General features: G+C 63.9%; 26 protein-coding genes and 1 pseudogene. 17 read left to right on the forward strand and 10 right to left on the reverse strand.

Annotated elements, in window-relative coordinates; translation table 11 throughout:
- Complete coding sequence (locus tag RIA72_RS07725) at positions 1-384, reverse strand: E2/UBC family protein (protein ID WP_053555731.1); 384 nt, start codon at positions 382-384, stop codon at positions 1-3.
- A 5-nt stretch (positions 385-389) separates the two neighbouring features.
- The gene (locus RIA72_RS07730) at positions 390-803 is read right to left on the reverse strand and encodes a multiubiquitin domain-containing protein (RefSeq protein ID WP_053555730.1); all 414 of its coding nucleotides are present in this window, start codon (positions 801-803) and stop codon (positions 390-392) included.
- Between the two features lie 152 nt (positions 804-955).
- Between RIA72_RS07730 and RIA72_RS07735 the strand changes: the two genes are divergently transcribed.
- The 6 genes from RIA72_RS07735 (at position 956) to dcd (ending at position 4,937) form a co-directional block, all read left to right on the forward strand.
- Complete coding sequence (locus tag RIA72_RS07735) at positions 956-1,318, forward strand: helix-turn-helix domain-containing protein (RefSeq protein ID WP_053555729.1); 363 nt, start codon at positions 956-958, stop codon at positions 1,316-1,318.
- Positions 1,318-2,241, forward strand: coding sequence for an ImmA/IrrE family metallo-endopeptidase (locus RIA72_RS07740; protein ID WP_053555728.1), 924 nt, complete (start codon positions 1,318-1,320; stop codon positions 2,239-2,241). The genes RIA72_RS07735 and RIA72_RS07740 overlap by 1 nt, the downstream gene beginning before the upstream one ends.
- Positions 2,242-2,244: 3 nt before the next feature.
- Positions 2,245-2,595 carry a hypothetical protein gene (locus RIA72_RS07745; RefSeq protein WP_053555727.1) on the forward strand — a complete coding sequence of 117 codons (351 nt, stop codon included), beginning with the start codon at positions 2,245-2,247 and terminating at the stop codon, positions 2,593-2,595.
- 81 nt (positions 2,596-2,676) lie between these two features.
- Positions 2,677-3,135 (forward strand): hypothetical protein, encoded by a 459-nt coding sequence (locus RIA72_RS07750; protein WP_053555726.1) that lies wholly within the window; start codon positions 2,677-2,679, stop codon positions 3,133-3,135.
- 31 nt (positions 3,136-3,166) lie between these two features.
- Entirely contained in the window at positions 3,167-4,318 is a 1,152-nt protein-coding gene (locus RIA72_RS07755) for a hypothetical protein (protein ID WP_144423620.1), read from the forward strand.
- Positions 4,311-4,937: a dCTP deaminase gene (gene dcd, locus RIA72_RS07760; RefSeq protein ID WP_053555724.1), complete on the forward strand. Its 627-nt coding sequence runs from the start codon at positions 4,311-4,313 to the stop codon at positions 4,935-4,937. The genes RIA72_RS07755 and dcd overlap by 8 nt, the downstream gene beginning before the upstream one ends.
- A gap of 392 nt (positions 4,938-5,329) precedes the next feature.
- Here the strand turns inward: dcd and RIA72_RS07765 are convergent, their stop codons facing one another.
- The 3 genes from RIA72_RS07765 to RIA72_RS07775 all read right to left on the reverse strand — a co-directional run bounded on the left by RIA72_RS07765 (position 5,330) and on the right by RIA72_RS07775 (position 7,859).
- The gene (locus RIA72_RS07765) at positions 5,330-6,520 is read right to left on the reverse strand and encodes an IS91 family transposase (protein ID WP_053555723.1); all 1,191 of its coding nucleotides are present in this window, start codon (positions 6,518-6,520) and stop codon (positions 5,330-5,332) included.
- 5 nt (positions 6,521-6,525) lie between these two features.
- Positions 6,526-7,434 (reverse strand): site-specific integrase, encoded by a 909-nt coding sequence (locus RIA72_RS07770; RefSeq protein ID WP_095386528.1) that lies wholly within the window; start codon positions 7,432-7,434, stop codon positions 6,526-6,528.
- 95 nt (positions 7,435-7,529) lie between these two features.
- Positions 7,530-7,859 carry a hypothetical protein gene (locus RIA72_RS07775; protein ID WP_053555721.1) on the reverse strand — a complete coding sequence of 110 codons (330 nt, stop codon included), beginning with the start codon at positions 7,857-7,859 and terminating at the stop codon, positions 7,530-7,532.
- Positions 7,860-7,968: 109 nt separating this feature from the next.
- Here RIA72_RS07775 and RIA72_RS07780 point away from each other — a divergent pair, with 109 nt between their 5' ends.
- Together RIA72_RS07780 and RIA72_RS07785 are read left to right on the forward strand one after the other, a co-directional pair.
- On the forward strand, positions 7,969-8,613 hold the full coding sequence (locus tag RIA72_RS07780) for an alpha/beta hydrolase (RefSeq protein WP_235527215.1): 645 nt from the start codon (positions 7,969-7,971) through the stop codon (positions 8,611-8,613).
- Positions 8,614-8,892: 279 nt separating this feature from the next.
- Positions 8,893-9,123, forward strand: coding sequence for a hypothetical protein (locus RIA72_RS07785; RefSeq protein WP_210434185.1), 231 nt, complete (start codon positions 8,893-8,895; stop codon positions 9,121-9,123).
- Positions 9,124-9,248: 125 nt separating this feature from the next.
- Here RIA72_RS07785 and dmeF read toward each other — a convergent pair whose 3' ends face one another.
- From dmeF to RIA72_RS07800, 3 genes are all read right to left on the reverse strand, one after another.
- Positions 9,249-10,226, reverse strand: coding sequence for a CDF family Co(II)/Ni(II) efflux transporter DmeF (gene dmeF / locus RIA72_RS07790; RefSeq protein WP_053555719.1), 978 nt, complete (start codon positions 10,224-10,226; stop codon positions 9,249-9,251).
- 10 nt (positions 10,227-10,236) lie between these two features.
- The gene (locus RIA72_RS07795; RefSeq protein WP_053555718.1) at positions 10,237-10,509 is read right to left on the reverse strand and encodes a metal/formaldehyde-sensitive transcriptional repressor; all 273 of its coding nucleotides are present in this window, start codon (positions 10,507-10,509) and stop codon (positions 10,237-10,239) included.
- A gap of 119 nt (positions 10,510-10,628) precedes the next feature.
- Positions 10,629-10,880 (reverse strand): DUF7662 domain-containing protein, encoded by a 252-nt coding sequence (locus RIA72_RS07800; RefSeq protein ID WP_053555717.1) that lies wholly within the window; start codon positions 10,878-10,880, stop codon positions 10,629-10,631.
- A gap of 346 nt (positions 10,881-11,226) precedes the next feature.
- Here RIA72_RS07800 and RIA72_RS07805 point away from each other — a divergent pair, with 346 nt between their 5' ends.
- Positions 11,227-11,547 (forward strand): DUF736 domain-containing protein, encoded by a 321-nt coding sequence (locus RIA72_RS07805; protein WP_053555716.1) that lies wholly within the window; start codon positions 11,227-11,229, stop codon positions 11,545-11,547.
- A 73-nt stretch (positions 11,548-11,620) separates the two neighbouring features.
- On the opposite strand, the gene RIA72_RS07810 is transcribed toward RIA72_RS07805, so the two are convergent.
- The gene (locus RIA72_RS07810) at positions 11,621-12,895 is read right to left on the reverse strand and encodes a type II toxin-antitoxin system HipA family toxin (protein WP_053555715.1); all 1,275 of its coding nucleotides are present in this window, start codon (positions 12,893-12,895) and stop codon (positions 11,621-11,623) included.
- Positions 12,885-13,235: a helix-turn-helix domain-containing protein gene (locus tag RIA72_RS07815; protein WP_053555714.1), complete on the reverse strand. Its 351-nt coding sequence runs from the start codon at positions 13,233-13,235 to the stop codon at positions 12,885-12,887. Before RIA72_RS07815 ends, RIA72_RS07810 begins: the two co-directional genes overlap by 11 nt.
- Before the next feature lie 339 nt (positions 13,236-13,574).
- Between RIA72_RS07815 and RIA72_RS07820 the strand changes: the two genes are divergently transcribed.
- From RIA72_RS07820 to RIA72_RS07855, 8 genes and pseudogenes are all read left to right on the forward strand, one after another.
- Positions 13,575-13,739 carry a hypothetical protein gene (locus RIA72_RS07820; protein ID WP_172709593.1) on the forward strand — a complete coding sequence of 55 codons (165 nt, stop codon included), beginning with the start codon at positions 13,575-13,577 and terminating at the stop codon, positions 13,737-13,739.
- A 123-nt stretch (positions 13,740-13,862) separates the two neighbouring features.
- Entirely contained in the window at positions 13,863-14,303 is a 441-nt protein-coding gene (locus RIA72_RS07825) for a hypothetical protein (protein ID WP_053555713.1), read from the forward strand.
- Between the two features lie 321 nt (positions 14,304-14,624).
- Complete coding sequence (locus RIA72_RS07830) at positions 14,625-14,942, forward strand: DUF736 domain-containing protein (RefSeq protein WP_053555712.1); 318 nt, start codon at positions 14,625-14,627, stop codon at positions 14,940-14,942.
- 149 nt (positions 14,943-15,091) lie between these two features.
- Positions 15,092-15,241 (forward strand): annotated as a pseudogene (locus RIA72_RS07835) (transcriptional regulator domain-containing protein); the annotation flags it as partial.
- 46 nt (positions 15,242-15,287) lie between these two features.
- Entirely contained in the window at positions 15,288-15,866 is a 579-nt protein-coding gene (locus RIA72_RS07840; RefSeq protein WP_235527043.1) for a DUF2285 domain-containing protein, read from the forward strand.
- Positions 15,867-15,963: 97 nt separating this feature from the next.
- Positions 15,964-16,215 carry a helix-turn-helix transcriptional regulator gene (locus RIA72_RS07845; RefSeq protein WP_053555711.1) on the forward strand — a complete coding sequence of 84 codons (252 nt, stop codon included), beginning with the start codon at positions 15,964-15,966 and terminating at the stop codon, positions 16,213-16,215.
- Positions 16,215-16,721, forward strand: coding sequence for a DUF2840 domain-containing protein (locus RIA72_RS07850; RefSeq protein ID WP_053555710.1), 507 nt, complete (start codon positions 16,215-16,217; stop codon positions 16,719-16,721). Before RIA72_RS07845 ends, RIA72_RS07850 begins: the two co-directional genes overlap by 1 nt.
- Positions 16,718-17,287 carry a S26 family signal peptidase gene (locus RIA72_RS07855; RefSeq protein WP_053555709.1) on the forward strand — a complete coding sequence of 190 codons (570 nt, stop codon included), beginning with the start codon at positions 16,718-16,720 and terminating at the stop codon, positions 17,285-17,287. Before RIA72_RS07850 ends, RIA72_RS07855 begins: the two co-directional genes overlap by 4 nt.
- The last annotated feature ends 4 nt before the right edge of the window (positions 17,288-17,291 follow it).

Genomic DNA, 17,291 nt, shown 5'->3' on the forward strand with positions numbered 1-17,291 from the left:
CTAACGCTTCTTGAATTCGTTCTTCAGCCAGGCGCGAACGCGGCGGAGGTGGGTGCAGAGCGAGTCGACCCCCTGCCGCCACGGGTAGTGACGCGACCATTGCTGGAACGAGCGGTTGTCGATCGAAAGCGCGCTGAGGTTGTTGATGACCTTGCCGTCGGCGCGGCTCAGCGGCGGGCTGAAATAGACCATGTCGATCATGCCGGCGGGATAAGCATCGAGACGGATCGCGACGTCCGCCTGCGCGACGTTATAGCCTTCGGGGATGGGGTGCTGCCGGAGGAGCAGCCACCGCGCCCCGCCCTGGGCGATGGTTTCCCAAGGACATCCGAGTGTTTCGAGCACCCGGATGTCGTCAGGACCGAGGTTGAACTCCCGGCGCATTGCGATCAGCCCTCGGTCTCGTCGAGCGGGAAGGTCTCGAAGACCTCGATGCCGCACTCGCCGAGGTCGACCTTTTCGTCGACGCCGATCGAGACATAGTGGCCGCCGTGGAGACGCTTCTCGAGTTCGTACTTCTCGATCGGCGTCTTGCCGCCCGCGACGAGGATTTCGCGGCCGGTGACGAAGCGGCGATCGAACACGTGGTAGATGTGGTCGATCTTCACCTTGTAGCGGTGCGCGTGCGGCGGCGGCTGGTTGGCGCGGCCGCATTCCTCGACATCGACGATATCGACGATGACGATGTCGTGACCCTTCTCGTGCTTGATCTCGACGTCGACATCCGCGCCGGTGCGGTTGTTGATGATCACGATCTCGGGATCGTCGTCCTTGCGATCGCGGGGGTGGTTGTGGGTATCCATAAACAGATCCTTCTACTCAGCTGGCCAACAGCGGCGGCTGTGGTGCTAAATTGGCGAAGCAGTGCTAAGTTGTCAAGGGGGCTAAGATGTGCTTGACAAATTTAGCACCTGCGCCTAGTTTCTTGGTCCCCAAAAACTAGGATGGGTGATTTATGACCGATGAAAGGACAATCGATGAGGAGGGAACTGATCTCGGGGGGTTTCTGAAGAAAGTGCGCCAATCGCGCGGCCTCTCGCTCCGGGAAGTCGAGCGCTTGACGGACGGCACCGTCTCGAACGGCTATCTCAGCCAGTTGGAGAATGGGAATATCGACAAGCCGTCGGCGATGATGCTGCACCGGCTTTCGAATGCCTATAAGCTCGATTATCACGAAATCATGAAGCGGGCAGGGTTCCTGACCGAGGCGGAAGAACCGCTCAACAGAATGGCCACGTCCGTACTGGGTGAATTGACCTCCGACGAGGAAGACCAGCTTCTGGCTTTCCTCGGCTTTCTGCGACGTCAGAAGAAATAATGCTGGCAGACGACTGTAGCGTTTCGCACGAACAGCTCGTCGCCATCCGGGCCGCCGCCGACCGCGCCTTGCGGGACGGCGGCGCTCTCGGCATCTTTCCCACGCCCGTCGACGACATCATGGCCGCAGCCCGGATCGAAATGGTCCCGCTGGCGATCGACGAGGGCTATCTCGCGAAACTTCGCCGCAAGGCGGAAAATGCCGGCAAGGCGCTGCTCACTGCGCTGTCGAAAGCATGGGGTGTTTTCGACCCACGGTCGCGAATCGCCTTTATCGACCCCGAAACGCCGGACGCCAAGCTTCCCTTCCTGAAACTCCACGAGGGCGGCCACGCCCTGCTCGAATGGCAGAGCATCTTCGGCCTGTTCGAAGATTGCCGGATGACGCTCGATCCGTTCATCAAGGCGCAGTTCGAACGCGAGGCCAATGTCTTCGCCTCCGAAGTCCTGTTCCAGATGGACATCTTCGCCGAGGAAGCAGGCGACCTGACGTTCGGCATGGCGGCGCCGCTGCAGCTTGCGAAGCGTTATGGCGCCTCGGTCTATGCCACGGCCCGGCGATATGTGATGGCGAGCGACCGCGTCTGCGCGGTCCTGATCTTCAATCCGCCGATCGAGGAAGCCTTCGGGCAATCGGTCAGCAGCCTGCGTCGCGTCGTCGCGTCGCCGTCGTTCGAAGCGCGCTTTCCCGCGATGGCCTGGCCGCGGGAAATCCGCTCGCGGGAAGCCTTCGCCCGGCTGATCCCCGATCGCCGGATGACACGCCCGCGGACGGTGAGCTTTCTCGACGCCAATGGCGAACGTCAGGAATTCATCGCGGAATCCTTTCGAAGCCGCCACCAGACGCTCGTGCTTCTGCACTCCGTTGCCACGCTTCAGCGCCGGGTCTATCTCCCGGCCCAGCACAGCCTCTCGCTCTTCTAGGCCATGGCACAGATTCTCGGCTATCTTTCGGACGATGAGGCGAGCGCGTTCCAGCAATATGCCGCTGAACTTCGGCTCGATGTTACGGCGCTTGCCAATCTGTTGATTGTCCGGGAACTCAGACGCGAGCGGCTTGCCGCGCTTCGACCGCTCCACGACCGCGACCTTGGCGGCCAAGGAAAGAAGAAAATCGTCGCGCATCAGTCCGATCCCGAAACCAAGGCAGCGTTCAAGGCGCATGCGATCGCGCGTGATCTGAAACCAAGCCGCGCCGCGGCAATAATATTCCGCGCGGAACTTGCCGAACGCTGGCTAGCCGTCAGTATGGATCTAAGTCAATTTGACTCAGTTTGAGTCATTTACTATGCTGTAAGAACGGTCGTGCGAGATCAGAGCATGGTAGGCCGACCAACTGGAGAAAGGGGCTCCTCGGTCATGCAGCAAAGCCTTGTATCCTTTTCGAAATATAGTCTCTCCAATCTGGCCCTGCGATCGATCGTCGAGCTTGAGCGGATGAATGCCGGGCTGGACAGCAACCCCGACGTCTTCACCAACCTCGCGACCGCACTCCGACAGAATTCGGAGCCGAGCGCCTGCACCCTCCAGTTCCGCTTCGTCGAACCCGGCTATTATGAGTCGTTCGAGCGACTGTACCGCATGGCCTCGAGCGCACCCGACGGCGAAGTCGAGAATATCCAGGAATATATGAAGACGGTCAGCCAGCAGCTGAGCGCGGTCGCCCAAGGCCAAGTCGATGCAGCCGCATCGCTCCTGCCGGTCTGCATAGCGCTGCATCAAGAGCTGATCCAGGAACTGGCGGGAGAAGATGGCTTTGACATCCACGAGCGGTCTCCCCTCAGCGAAGACACTTCGGCTGGCATCCGCCCGTCGTAGACTGAGGGCCTTCATCGATCAGATCGCGGAGTTGGGTACATCCGATTTCGCCCATTTGGACGGCAAGGATGCCCTAACTTTCATCAAGGGATATTCGCTCGAGCTTCGCGAAGTGCTGGAGCGGTTGACGCCTGAAGCGAGCGAGGCTAGCGTCAACGAGGCATGTGCGCAAACCAGCCTCATGGTATCGCGATACACCGATATCCTCGGCTTCATTTTGCGCTCTACGAACGTGCGCAACGCGTTCGAGATGCACTTTCCGCTCAAGCGCCTCGTCGAAACGGCGGTCAGCCCTGACGCACGCTTGATCATGTCATCCGAATGGAAGTTCGTCCCCTTCACTTACCCTATGACCCTCGACTGGCTGCCCGGCTTCGCGCTCGTCGGTGGTCCGGCACCGGAATCGGACAATGTCCTGATCGTTCCTCTCGCTGGCCATGAGATCGGTCACTCGGCGTGGCGGAGCAAGCAGCTCAAGGACCAGCTCATGGCGGATCTAGTGGCTGCGATCGCCCAGACGCTCGACGATATGCCTGCCGAAACAAGTTTAGTTTCCAACGAGCTCGGCGTTGACGGCGTCGCGCTCGCGAAGCTGCGCGACGCGGTGCTGCGGTCAGCTATCAAGCAGCTCGAAGAAATCTTCTGCGACCTATTCGGCCTGTTCATTTTCGGCCGGTCCTTTCTCTACGCCTATGAATACTTTCTCGCACCGGGATGGGGCATGCGTTCCGCTTATTATCCGTCGAGTCTCGATCGGGTGCGCTATCTCATCGAGGCGGCGGAAAAGCTAGGGATCGCTCCGGAAGCCGATCTTTTCGAGGCTTGGGGGGACTCGATCCCGCTGAAGTTCGCCGACGGTGCGGTGATCAGGCTTGCCGATGCGGCGGTTGCAAAAATCTATCCGGCCCTGCGCGCGATCACGTTCAATATTCTGGCAGATCACGGCATCACTCCGCCGACGGCCGATGCAACCGATCGCGTGCTGGCATCGCTGCGACAGCATGTTCCGGATGGCGAGGGTGCAACCTTGCCTGAAATCGTGACCGCGGGCTGGCTCCTGCTGCGCGAGCGTGGCGGTCTGTCGCTCGATCAGGACATTGCCGAATACAAGATCCTGAACGAGCTGATGCTCAAGTCGGTCGAAGTGTCCGAATTCAAGCTGAGGGTCGAAGCCCATGCTTAGCGCTGCCGAGATCGTCGGGGCTCTTGAACATCAGACCAAAGAGGAGCGGCTGACCGTCGTGCCCTGGCCTGAGCGCGACGAGCTCCTTCGCAAGGGTGAAACCTCGATTGATTTGCGCCTCGGCCGGTGGTTTCGTTCGTTCAAGCAAACCCGCACGCCGTCAGTCTCACTCGTCGGCCGCATTCCGCGCGACTCTGACGAACCATCGGAAACGTCGCGAACCAAGCAACATTTTGTGCCCTTCGGGTCGAACTATGTTCTGCACCCCGGACGTTTCGTGCTGGGAGTGACGCTCGAATGGCTGCGCTTGCCTGCGAGCCTGTCGGGCTATGTCACCGGAAAATCCTCGCTGGGCCGCCACGGTCTGGTGATCGAAACGGCGGCTGGCATCCATCCGCAGTTTTCCGGTTGCCTGACCCTCGAGCTTGCCAATGTCGGCGAGGTCCCTTTGGAAATCTATCCCGGCATGCCGATCTGCCAGATATTCCTGCACCGCACTCAGGCGGGTGAAGAGCGCGAGCCTGACCGCTTCTCCGGCCGCAGGAAGCCGATGCTGTCCCCGCCGAAAGCGGATGAGACCTTCATGCGGCTCGTCGACTCCCGGCCCGACGGGGCCTAGGGTGGGCGAGTATGCGTTGGTGTGCGTTGGGTTCAATTCGTTAGTTAGCGTCCGCTATTCAAGCTTTACTCCGAGAATCAGACTGTCTCCAACCGTTGAGAGTTTCGGACGCCGCTAGGCGTCGGAAAGTCTTCGATGCCCGAACCGCGGTGGTCATGAGCTAAGCTATGGGGAAAGCTGTTTTGGTCTGATTGTGGGGAAGCCAGGTGCTGCCGAAAAGCGGACGTGCACGATAGCGGACCGTCTGGATATGGGTCGCAAAAGCGGACGTGGAAAAGCGGACGGGCCGATTTTGCGGTTCCGGCGTCTGCTTTTGGGCAGCGCCGGCGCGAGCGGATCCACTTCCAGGCGCGGGTCTGCCCTGGATCGTGTCTGCGCGAGGCCGTGCCGGATCACGGCGCAGGTGTCTCGGATGAGGCCGCCGGCTGGGGCGGCGCGCGAGGCTGATAGCGGCGCTCGAAGACCTCGATGATGATCATCGTACCGCCGCAGCACGGACAGGTCGGTCGGGGCTCTGCATCGTCGGTCGGTTCCTCGGTCGGCGAAGGTGCGACGTTGAGCAGGCGGCGGGCGCGTTCGAGATGATCCTTGCGGTGTGCGCTGGCGAGCAGGCCATAGTGACGGATGCGGTGGAACCCGCGCGGCAGGGCGTGGAGGAGGAAGCGGCGGATGAACTCGTCCGCGCCGAGGGTCATGACCTGCTGCCGTCCGGCACCGGCCTTGCGGTAGTCCTTGTAGCGGAAAGTGACCCCGGCCTCGTCGAACCGGAGGAGCCGGCTGTTCGAGATGGCGACCCGATGGGTGTAGCGCGCGAGGTAAGCGAGCACGGCCTCGGGCCCGGCGAACGGGGCCTTGGCATAAACGACCCAGCGCTTTTTGCGGACCGGCGAGAGGTGCCGCAGGAATGCGCGTCGTTCGGCGAGATGCGTAATGCTGCCAAAGAAGGCGAGCTTGCCGGCATCGTGCAGCGCGCGAAGGCGGGTCAGGAACAGCCGGCGGAACAGGGCGCCGAGCACGCGGACCGGCAGCAGGAAGGCCGGGCGTGCTGATATCCAGCGTGTCCCATCGCGCGAGATGCCGCCGCCCGGCACGATCATGTGGATGTGGGGATGATGGGTGAGCGCTGAGCCCCAGGTATGGAGGACGGCGGTGATGCCGATCCGGGCGCCGAGGTGCTTCGGGTCGGCGGCGATGGTCAGCATCGTATCGGCCGCCGCCTTGAACAGCAGGTCATAGACGAGCGCCTTGTTGTAATAGGCGATCGCGGCGACCTCGGCAGGCAGGGTGAACACGACATGGAAATAGCCGACCGGGAGCAGATCAGCCTCGCGGGCCTCGAGCCAGCTGCGCGCCGCGACGCCCTGGCACTTAGGGCAGTGGCGGTTGCGGCAGCTGTTATAGGCGATCCGCCAGTGCCCGCAGTCGGGACAGGCTTCGACGTGCCCGCCGAGCGCGGCGGTGCGGCAATGTTCGATCGCCGACATGATCTTGAGCTGGTGCAGGCTCAGATGCCCGGCATGGGCAGCGCGATAGGCAGGTCCAGCATCGCGGAAGATGTCGGCAACCTCGAGTGAGGCGCGCATCGGCCTCAGCCGTCGGGCGCCTCTTCGCTCGGCGATGCGAGCGCGAGCCTGTCGAGCGGGCTGACGATCGAGCGAACGGTCTTGGTGGCAACCTGCGTGTAGAAGGCGGTGGTGTTTAGCTTGGCGTGACCGAGCAGCGCCTGGATGACGCGGATATCGACGCCATCCTCGAGCAGGTGGGTGGCGAAGCTGTGGCGCAAGGTGTGCGGTCCGACGCGCTTGTCGATATCGGCGGCCTCCGCGGCTTCGACGACAACCCGGTAGAGCTGGCGGGTGCTGATCGGGACCGAGGCGCTCTGTCCGGGGAAGAGCCAGCCTTCGGGAAACAGCACGCCCTGCTGTCGTCCGGCGCGCCACCAGTCGCGCAGCAGCAGGAGCAGGCCTTCGGGCAGCATCGCGTTGCGGTACCGCTCGCCCTTGCCGCGCTCGATCCGCAGCAGCATCCGCTTGCTGTCGATATCGGTGACCTTCAGCGCCGATACCTCGGCGACGCGCAGCCCCGCGCCATAGGCGACCGACAGCGCAGCCTGATGCTTGAGGCAGCGCGTGGCATCGAGCAGCCGCTTCACCTCGGCCATGGTCAGAACGACCGGGATCTTGCGAACCTGCCTGGTGCGGATCAGCTTACGCGCGAGATCGGGGCGATCGAGGGTATGCGTGAAGAAGAACCTCAGCGCGCCGACGATGCTGTTCATCGTTGGTGCGGGGACGCCCGCCTGTTGCTGCTCGATCTGGAACTGCCGGATATCCTCGGCGCTCGCGGTATGCGGCGAGCGCCCGAGCCAGGTCGCGAACCGCCCGACGTCGCGAAGATAGTTGCGTTGCGTCTCCTTCGAGAAGCGGCGCATGGTCATATCGTCGATCAGCCGCTGGCGCAGCGGGCTGATCGGGCCAATCTGGATAAGCTCGTTCATCGTTCGACTCCTCTGTTGAAGGAGCCGAAAGGGTCTGCCTGCGGCAGCCCGCGTTCAATCAGGCGTGACGCTCGCTGGGGCGCTTTACATCGAGGCTAACGCCAATCCGCGGAGCGGTTCGTGCACCGGCCGCAAGTGACGGCGCCGCTACGCTCCGCTCCGCTCGGCGGCGCGTTGGGTTGTCCCTCCATCGCGGCATCGATCATGGCGCGATAAATCCCGCCGATGTCATCGCCCATGCCCTCGGCCGCTCTACGGGTGCCAGCGCCGATCATAGCGGGGTCTGGTTCGCGCACCGCCATGATTGCAGCCCAAGCCTCGGGTAGATAATCCTGCCAAAGCGGCTTGCCGTCCATCGTCGCGTCGGGTGGGTTGGCATCCAGCTCGCAAAGCGCACGGGCGACTCGTTCCAGGCCAGTCTTCATTCCGGGACAATATCATAAAAGCTCGCTTTCGGGTGGCGTGGTTGCCGGGTTGGCTGCCCATGCCCAAATAGCTTTGGGCAGACATGAAAGAGGCAGAGCTTTGAAGATCGTGAATGGAGCAAGTTTGCAGCCCCGGTCGGGGGGCGCCCCGAAGAAGCTCGTCCTGCTGCTGCACGGCTTCGGGTCGAGCGGGACGGACATGATCTCGCTGGCGCCGCAGTGGCAAGAGGCTCTGCCCGACACCTTGTTTCTTGCCCCGCACGCGCCGCAGCGCTGCGGCACGATGGGGGCGGGCTATCAATGGTGGGGGCTTTCCGGCTTCGCGCCGTCCGTCCTCGCTGCGGGCGCCGCCTCGGCCGCACCGGCGATCGACGCCTTCATCGACCGCAAGCTCGCGCAATATGGCCTGAGCGAGGCCGACCTCGCCATCGTCGGCTTCAGCCAAGGGACGATGATGGCACTGCATGTCGCGCTGCGGCGACCGCGGGCGGTGGCTGCCGTCGTGGGCTATTCCGGCATGTTGGCAGGGACGCTCGGGTTGAGCCACGGAGAACTCCCAAAGCCGCCCGTTCTATTGGTGCATGGCACAGCCGATCCCGTGGTTCCGATCGCCGCGCTGCACATGTCGGAGAGCGAGCTCAAGCGTCTCGGCGTCGACGTCACGACGCACGTCTCCTACGGCGTGGCGCATACCGTCGATCCCGTCGGACTTCGCCTCGGCCGCGATTTCGTGGCGGAGGCCTTCGCTCGCTAGTCCGCTTTTCGCGGTCCGAGACTCAAACCGGGCCGTCTCAGTTCGGCCAACGCTACCTTTAGGGGGCGTCCGGATGAGGTAGTCTTCGATGAGCTTAATGCAGGCGACGCTTTCCAGCCGGGCTATAGCTCGCGTTCGGCCATGCGTCGGAAAGGTAACTCGGGAAAGCGGCGAGGGAGAACAAGGAGAGAACAGCGAGAGCCGCTGCGATTCCGGCGGCGACCTATTCGTCGGCGCCATTGCCGCATGGGGAACGAGCAGATTGGGGCCGTTGTCGCCATGATGATGGTGGCCGCCCGAGGCGGGGTCGCCCGGTTCCTCGTCGCCATCGGGCGCATCGTCATGATGAACGGCATGATGATCGACACTGTCATGAATGACATCGACGGAGACGTCGGCGGCGTCCTTATCATCGTGCGCCATCATGAAGGACGGCGCATGCTGAAGTTAATTCGCTGCCTTGGCAGGAATCGTGGCCGCATAGAGCGCCATGAGCAAAGCGCAGAGTGACAGGATAAAACGGTCCGGCAGAGAGGAACGCGGCTTCGGCATGCGTCCGCGTGTAACTGCGCGCCCCAGAGTTGACAAGCGAAGCGCCAGGGATCGCGCTTCCTTCGACTGTCCTGCCGACGACCTCATGCGCTTTGCCGGGGTTCATGCACCCCGATCGTGAGATGGGCGATCCCGCGGATATGGATCAGTTCGCGCCGCAGAGCGGCTGAATCGATCGCGCCCTCGACTTCAACGATCGACGCATAGGCCTCCGGCCCCACACGCCATACATGAAGGTCCGTCAGACAAACATCTCCGAATTTTCCCACCCGGTAGCGGATCGCCTTATCCATTCGCTCATTGGTTCGATCGAGCAGAACGGCGGCCGTGTCGCGCATCAAGGACCAGGACCAGCGAGCGATCACGACAGCGCCGACGATCCCCATCGCAGGGTCCATCCAATGGAGACCAAGATAGCGCCCTGCGAGAAGGGCCGCGATCGCGAGAACCGACGTCAGTGCGTCGGCAAGGACATGCATATAGGCCGAGCGGAGATTATTATCGTGGCCGTGACTGTGGTGATGATCGGGATGATGATCGCCCTCAGCGTGCGCATGTTCGTGATGATGGTGGTGGTGGTGATGATGATGATGATGATCGGAACCTCCCATCAGCAGCAGCGCGCTCACGATGTTGACCAGGAGGCCCAGTACCGCAACCAGCGCGGCATTGCCGAAATCGACGCGCACCGGGTCGATCAATCGGGTGACGGATTCGCTCGCGATACCGAGCGCGAAAATGCCGAGGATCAGCGCCGATGCGAAGCCGGTCAGGTCGCCAACCTTGCCGGTGCCGAAACTGAATTTGGGATTATTGCGGTGTTTTTTGGCATAGCTATAGGCGGCCGCCGCAAGGCCGAGAGCACCGGCATGGGTCGCCATGTGGAAGCCATCGGCGAGAAGGGCCATCGAGCCGGTGACGTAACCGGCAATGATTTCGGCGACCATCATCACGGCCGTAAGACCGACTACCCAGAGCGTTCGCTGGGCGTTTCGATCATGGGCTGCGCCCAAGAAGACGTGATCATGTGCCGGATATTCGGCGTTTGTCGAAGCGGTCATGCGGTCTCGCCTATTTGGAATATCGACGGATGACGGCAAGCAGGTCGTCAGCGCCCGCCGCGCGCTCGTCATCGGAAAGCCCTTGGGCCGCGACGTGCGCGGTCAGGTGCTGGGCGATGATTTCGTCCAGCAGCCCATTCACCGCGCCGCGAACAGCGGCGACGCGATGGAGAACCGTCGCGCATGGCGCGTCGGATACCAGCGCCTTCTCGACAGAGGTCACTTGTCCGGCAATGCGCCTGACCCTCGCGATAAGCTCGCTATTATCTTTCAGATGGCCCATAGCATAGCGGGGTAGGGTATAATTGCACCGAGGGCAAGATGTCAGCTTCGACGGGCTTAGGCGAAGGCCAGAGCCTAGCCGGATGTGGTATCGTTCGAGGTCAGGCTCCGGACTGGGCCTTATCGCCGCTGGAAATAGACACGCTCGGCCGCCATGTCGGCGATCGCATCGAAGCCCGCTTCGCGCCAAGCCCGTCGGTGGGGAGGCTCGGCCTGCTCGTTCATGCACCACCATTGCGGGTCGGCCGCAGCGCGCGGCAACAAGCCGCGGACGATGCTCTCGATCTGGGCAAAGCTCAGTTGGACACCAGGGGCGTCGTTGCGGACTTTCCACCTTCGCAAAAAGGTCCCAAGCGCATCATATTTGCCCATGGCGGCATCCCCAATCCCGGCAACAATGAGTCAGGACAAGCTCTGACCCCTTAAACGCGCCTGCCGCTTTCAAGGCGCTACCGACCTTGCAGCGGATCGTCGTGGCGGAAAGACAGGTGGCGCACGATGCCACAAGTGCCCTTGTCCAATAGCCGATGAATGACGGCGGCAGCAAGCCTCCCGGTCGATCGTCCACCCCTCTAGGGCGCTTTTCTATGGGCCTCGGATCGCCTCCGGCCGTCAACCCCGTTCGGGGTTCCCCGTCACGATGTTCCGGTGACGGCGGCTCCCGGCCCCTCGTGCAAGCGCCATCGGGATGGTCCCGATCAATCCAGGAGACTTTATCATGGCCACCATCGCAAATCTCACCGTCAAGGCGGACGGCAGCTTCGAAGGCACGCTCGCCACCCTCAACGTCACCGCGCCGATCGCGATCGTCCCGAATGGTCGCAAAGCCAAGGACAGCGAGCCCGATTACCGCATCGTCAGCCGCAAGAACGGCTTCGAGCTCGGTGCCGGCTGGAAACGCTTCTCGCAGAACACCGGCGCCGAATATGTGTCGGTATCGCTTTCGGCACCCGAGTTCGGCACCATCTACGGCAATATCGCTAATGCGCCGGGCGACGATCCGATGAAGAAGGTCATCATCTGGAACCCGCCGTCGTGACAGCCCGTGCCGGTCCCGCTTTCGAGCGGGGCCGGTCGGCTTGCGCCAATGCTCTTGTGCGCAGGGATCTCGGTCAGTTCGGGACGGCTGCAAAACCCTCGAAGGCGAACGGGTTGAGGAACTGCCGCCGCCAAAGGAACGCGCGCTCGGCGCCGCCGAGCGCCGCTTCGTCGCACACGGCGTCCCAATGGGCCTCGATCGCGGCCTGCTGGCCCGTGATGATGGCGCGCGCGCGCGCATCGTCGAGGTGAAAGACGGGCGCGGCCTCGAGACACAGCGACAATTGGCTGAACCGCCGGTTGCCGAGGATGAGCATCGCCTGCGTCGCCTCGCCGCCGGTGCGGCCTTGCGGGCAGATGTCATAGGCGGGCGTAAGCTCCAGCGTCCCGCCGTCCCAGAAGGCGGCATGGTTGCGCGCATGATCGTCGGTGTTTCCGGACAGAATGTTGAATATGATGCGCGCGTAAAGTTCGGCGAGCGTCGCTGCGGGATCGACGAACCGGTGACGTATCACGGTCGCGAGATCCTCATAGCTCGCATAGCGCGCCTCGGTCTCGTCGAGGGCAAGGAGGGTGAGCGCCGACACCACGCCGCGCCGGGTCCAATCGTCCTCCTTGGGTGCGCGGTCGAAGCGCTCGACGAGCAACACATCCTTGCCGAGCGCGCGCGCAAGCTTGACCGGCGCGACATTGAGGCCCGCGTGCGCGGCGAGGCGCATCGCGACATATTCGGCTTTCACGACATTATAGATGTCGGCTGCCGCCGAAAATTTGGCGATATATTTTCGCGCGCCATCGTCGATCAGCGCCTTGGGACGCGCGCCGCCAAGCGATGTGCCATGTTGTAGCGCCTGGTCGAGCTCGGGTGTGAGCGGCACGCCCCGCTCGACGCGCTCGGCCGACTCCATCAATTCGGCGAGCGTCGCATTCTGCCGCTGGCGCGGTACATATTCGGTGGCCGACGCCTGGAAATCGAGCATGCCGATCCGGTCGGAGCCGGATTCGAGAAGATAGGTCAGCTCGTCAAGCTCGGCTGGAGCCAGGTCACCCTCGTCGCGCCCGCCGATCCGGTTGATGATGACGCGGCGGCCCCACGCGTCGGGCGAGCCATCGCGTATCGCGCTTGGCAGCTGCATCTTGCTGGCCGGCTCGATCAGGCCGGCGCGCAGCGGCAATTCGGGTTCGTAGATCGCGATGGCATCCGCGCGGGCCAGATAGCTTTGGCCATAGTTGAAGGTGAGCCGGCTATCGCTCGCGCGCGCGAGCCTGCCCGCGACGACCGGCTCGGTTGCCCCGGGCAGCCATATCCAGACGAAGGCTTCGCCGGCAGGCGCGACGTCAGAAGTCATCCTTCACCTCGGATCGCGGCTTGTGAACGGCCTTGGGAAGCAGGCGCAGCTTCGTTTCCTGCTCGACGAGATGTCCAGCGAGACGGTCCCGGTCGCTGTCGAACAGCGCGACCCCGACGATCGCGGCCGCCTCGAAGACGAGGCCGATGGCGCAGCGCGGGTCGCCCTGCTCGATACGGCGCATCATGTCGCGCGACACGCCGCTGCGCGTCGCGAGGTCTTCGACGCTCAGCCGCCGTTCGATCCGCCGGGCGCGAATGAGCCCGCCCAGCAGGCGCACAGCCTCGCGGGTGTAGCGCGAATAGCTGCGTGGGATCTTTTTTGTCGTCTCGTCGGCCATCGACCATCCTTTCGTTTTCCTTGGTCGTAATCGTCGCGAAAGTCAAGTTTTGCCTTATACATAAGCCATAATCCATATTATGACTTTCTTGTAAGTCATTTGTCAATTTCCAGCATGGGTTCGCAGGTGTGGGATGGCCCCGCCGCGGGTGCGGGCCATCCCGCTCGAATGCCGCTGATCCCTGGGTGCGAAGCCAGGCCTCCTTCAATCAACCCGTAAAGGGTCCGCTACGCTCCGCGTGCGGCCGCAGCTTCGCTCGCGGTGATTGCGGCCTGTCCCCGACCGGCGGGGCGACTGTCGAGCGGGAATGGCCCGCTCCCAACGACAGGAGCTTGACCCATGCCGCTTTCCACTGCCCAATCGCTCGGCTGGAACCTTGCCCGCACGATGATGACCATCATCGTCCTCATCGAAACCGTCAAAGGCTATTCGGTGATGCCGCTCGACGAGTTCGACGGCGATCCCGACATGATCGTGTGCGAATATGACCCCTTCGGCCGCTGATCGCATCCATCCCGGTCCGGGGCAGCGCCGCTCGCGGCTCTGTCCTGGCTCGATTGCTGTGGGGACAGGCGGGCATATCACGCCGTCGACGTCGCGGTCGGCGCGCCCGGCGGGGCGACGCCCATGACGCTGATGATCATCCTCGGCGGTATCGCCGCACTCTATCTGACCGGGCTGCTGTTCCGGCTGGCGTCCTTGGCCTTGCCCGTCTGCCTCGGCCTTTGCGCCTTCCTCCTCCTTCGCGATCAAGGCAATGGATGGGCCGCAGCACTTGCGATGGGACTGCTTACCGGCATCGGGTTCCATCTGGCGGGGCGGTGGCTGTTCGCTCGAACCACCTCGGCAAGTATCCGGCTCCTGATCGGATTGCTTTTCATGGGCCCGGCGGGTGCTGCGGGCTTGGGAGCGGGAACGGCGCTGGCGGACCTTCTCGGTATCGACGGCGGTTGGCGAACTTGTCTCGCGATTCTTGTCGGGGTTGCGGCGGCCTGCGCGAGTTGGCGGTCGCTGGCGGCGGACCGGTCGTCGATGGGCGCGATGCGAGATGAGCCGACCGTTCGATAGCGCAATATCCGGACCCGCCGGTGTTTCTTCGTCGCGGAGGGCCTGGCCATTCTGCGCTTCCCGGTTGCTGGCCGCACCAGCACGGCCTCTCGGAATGCGCCATCTGTCAGCAAGCCGCTGCGCTGGTCCGGAACGCCGCAACGGCCCTGACCGACTTTCTTCCCCCGGCGTGCCGCCGTTCCTCGCGAGACAAGAAAGACGGACCACGGCCGTCCTCCGCTGCGCTGCGGGCCTGACGGCTGCGGCACCGGCCCCTTGCTGACCACCGATGCGCATCGAGGCCGCGCTGGTGCGGCCCGAGCCAAGGAAAGGACAAGCATCATGGCCAGGATCGGCACGTTCAAGAAGGTTTCCGGCGAGTATCGGGGACAGATCGTCACTCTCTCGGTGCAGGCGAAATCGGTTCGCATCGTTCCCGAAGACAATCCGAGCGGCAACGCCCCCAGCCACCGCGTCTTCATCGGCGAGGCCGAAGTCGGCGCCGCCTGGGAAAAGAAGATGCAGGACAAGCGGCCCTATCTGTCGGTCAAGCTCGACGATCCGACGTTTGCCGCCCCCATCTTCGCCCAGCTCTTCGCCGGCGAAGGCGAGGAACATGACCTGGTGTGGAGCCGCCAGGCCCGCCGCGGCGGCGATTGAGCCCCCGCATCCCGCCCGGCAGCAGCCGGGCGGGATACCCATTTCTGGGGATCGGTCTCCCGCGATGTTGGAATAGGCCGATATCATCCGATCGCGATGCTGCCGTCATCCGGAAGGAGGTGACGGTGGCAGACACGGCCCAATTACAGGTGACGCCGCAGGCGCCGCTCGATTTTCCGGGCTTCGCGCAAGAATTTCTGCGCCGCAATCCTGCTTATGTCCGCGACTATGACTGCGTTATGACCGGCGGGCGCCGCGGCGATGTCGCCGCGCGGGAGGCGATGGCCCGGCGCTGGGGTCTTTGCTTTCCCATGCCCGCCGAACCGCTCTGCGCGCGAAAGCCCTGTGCTCTGGTCGGCGGCGATCTGCGGTTACACCAACATCCTCGACGTGGCGCCGCCGGGATGCCCGGCGGCCGAAGCCTTTGCGATTCCGCCGTCCCATCTTGTCGTCGTCGATCGCCGCCTGGAAGATGGCCGGCACTTCGTCTTCGCCGACGACCGGGCCTGGCACCGCCTGTGGCTCCGCACCGACGAGCCCGGCGTCCCGCTTGCGAACCTGATCCTGCGCGATTCGCTGGTCGGCCTGCGCCACGAGGCGGCTGCGCGGTTCGATCGATGGCTCGGCGATGCGCCCGGTCCGGCGCCGCCCGGTTTCTTGCCGACCGCCTATCAGGCGCGCCGCCTTGGCATGATGCTTTCCATTCTCGATCTCCTGCAGGGACCGGGCGCCCCCGGCGTCACCTCTCATGATGTCGCGCGCTTCATCATCTATCCCCGCCTGTCGGTCGGCCGCGGCGCGGAATGGAAATCCTCGTCCGAACGAAGGCGGACGCAGCGGCTGATCGAGGAAGCACGCGCCTTGATGCAGGGCGGCTATCGGGCGCTGCTCGCCGGCCCTGTGGGGCGACAAAAATTGCCCTGAATTTTAGCCGCTCCGGCCTCCGCGCCTCTTCGCGCCACCACGCTCCACGACCCGCCGCACCGGCTTTTTCGGCCCGGCGGCTGGAAGGAGCACGCGAATGAATCCCCCTTTGCCCGCCCTTGGCCCGCGCTATCTCCGAACGCCCGATGCCGCCCTGCATCTCGGGCTGTCGGCCCGGACGCTCGAGAAGCATCGCTGCTATGGGACCGGGCCGGCCTATCGCAAGCTTGGCGGACGGGTCGTCTATGGGATCGAGGATCTCGACGCCTGGGCCGAGATCGGTCGCCGCTCGTCGACCTCCGATCCGGGCAAGGGAACCGTCCATCCGGCGCGGCCGGTGCGCCGCTGATGCCGCGCGATGGCATCGCGGCGGCGAGCACGGCCCACACGCACTCGCCGCTGACCGAGGTCGAACTGACCTGGATCGAAGGCCGCGCCGAACAATGGATCCGCTTTGGCCGCGTCGCCGCCGAGCGGATCGTCAGTCGCCGCAAGCGCATCGTCATGTTTCGTCCGGGAGCGACCTTCGCCTATTTGCGCTGGTCCTCGAACGACTTCGGGACCATCCACTCGAGCATCCAGATCGTCACCGCGGTCGCTGTCGGCGAACCCTATACGGCGCTGCCGTTCATCCGGCCGGGCGGCGAAATTCTGCTCCATATCGAGAGCTGGCCGAAGGTGTCGCGGGTGCTCGAAGCGGTCGATGCGGTCGAGGCCGCCGGGGTCGATCCGTGCGATGCATCGCCCGATCATTGGCGTCATGTCGCCGACCGTCTCGCAGCCGGGATGCCTTTTCGTCCCTATAGCGCCGAGCGCCATGCGGCATGGCTGCGCCGCCGGGCCATCGAATTATGAACCGCCGCTACCTTCATATTGCCGCTGCGGCCGTGACATTGCTCGGTCTTTCGGCCTGGTTCGTGCCAGCGCCGCGCCTGCTATGGAATGCGAGCCAAAGCGCGCCGGTCGGTCTGTATCGCATCGATCCCGGCGCCGCGCCCGTGGTCGGCGATTGGGTCGCGATCGAACCGCCAGCTGATCTCGCCGTCTATATGGCGCGGCGCAAATACCTGCCTCGCGGCGTGCCGCTTCTCAAGCGCGTTGCCGCGCTCCCCGGCGCGCGCGTCTGTCGCTCGGGCGTCTTCGTGACCGTCGATGGCCGGGCCGTCGCCCACGCGCTGGCGCGCGACCGGGCCGGCCGGCCGCTGCCGGTCTGGCTCGGCTGCCGCATCGTCCGGCCCCGCGAAATCTTCCTGATCAATGCGGCGCCGGACAGTCTCGACGGGCGGTACTTCGGGCCGCTTCCGACCACCGGCCTGCTCGGACCGGCGCACCCGATCCTGACCCGCGACGCCTCGGGCGCGCCGCTGCGCTGGCGCCCTTCGGGCCGCGATCTTGCTTTTCCCCGTAGCGAAATGGAGTGATATC

The organism is Sphingopyxis sp., from assembly GCF_040216815.1.
Taxonomy (GTDB): Bacteria; Pseudomonadota; Alphaproteobacteria; order Sphingomonadales; family Sphingomonadaceae; genus Sphingopyxis.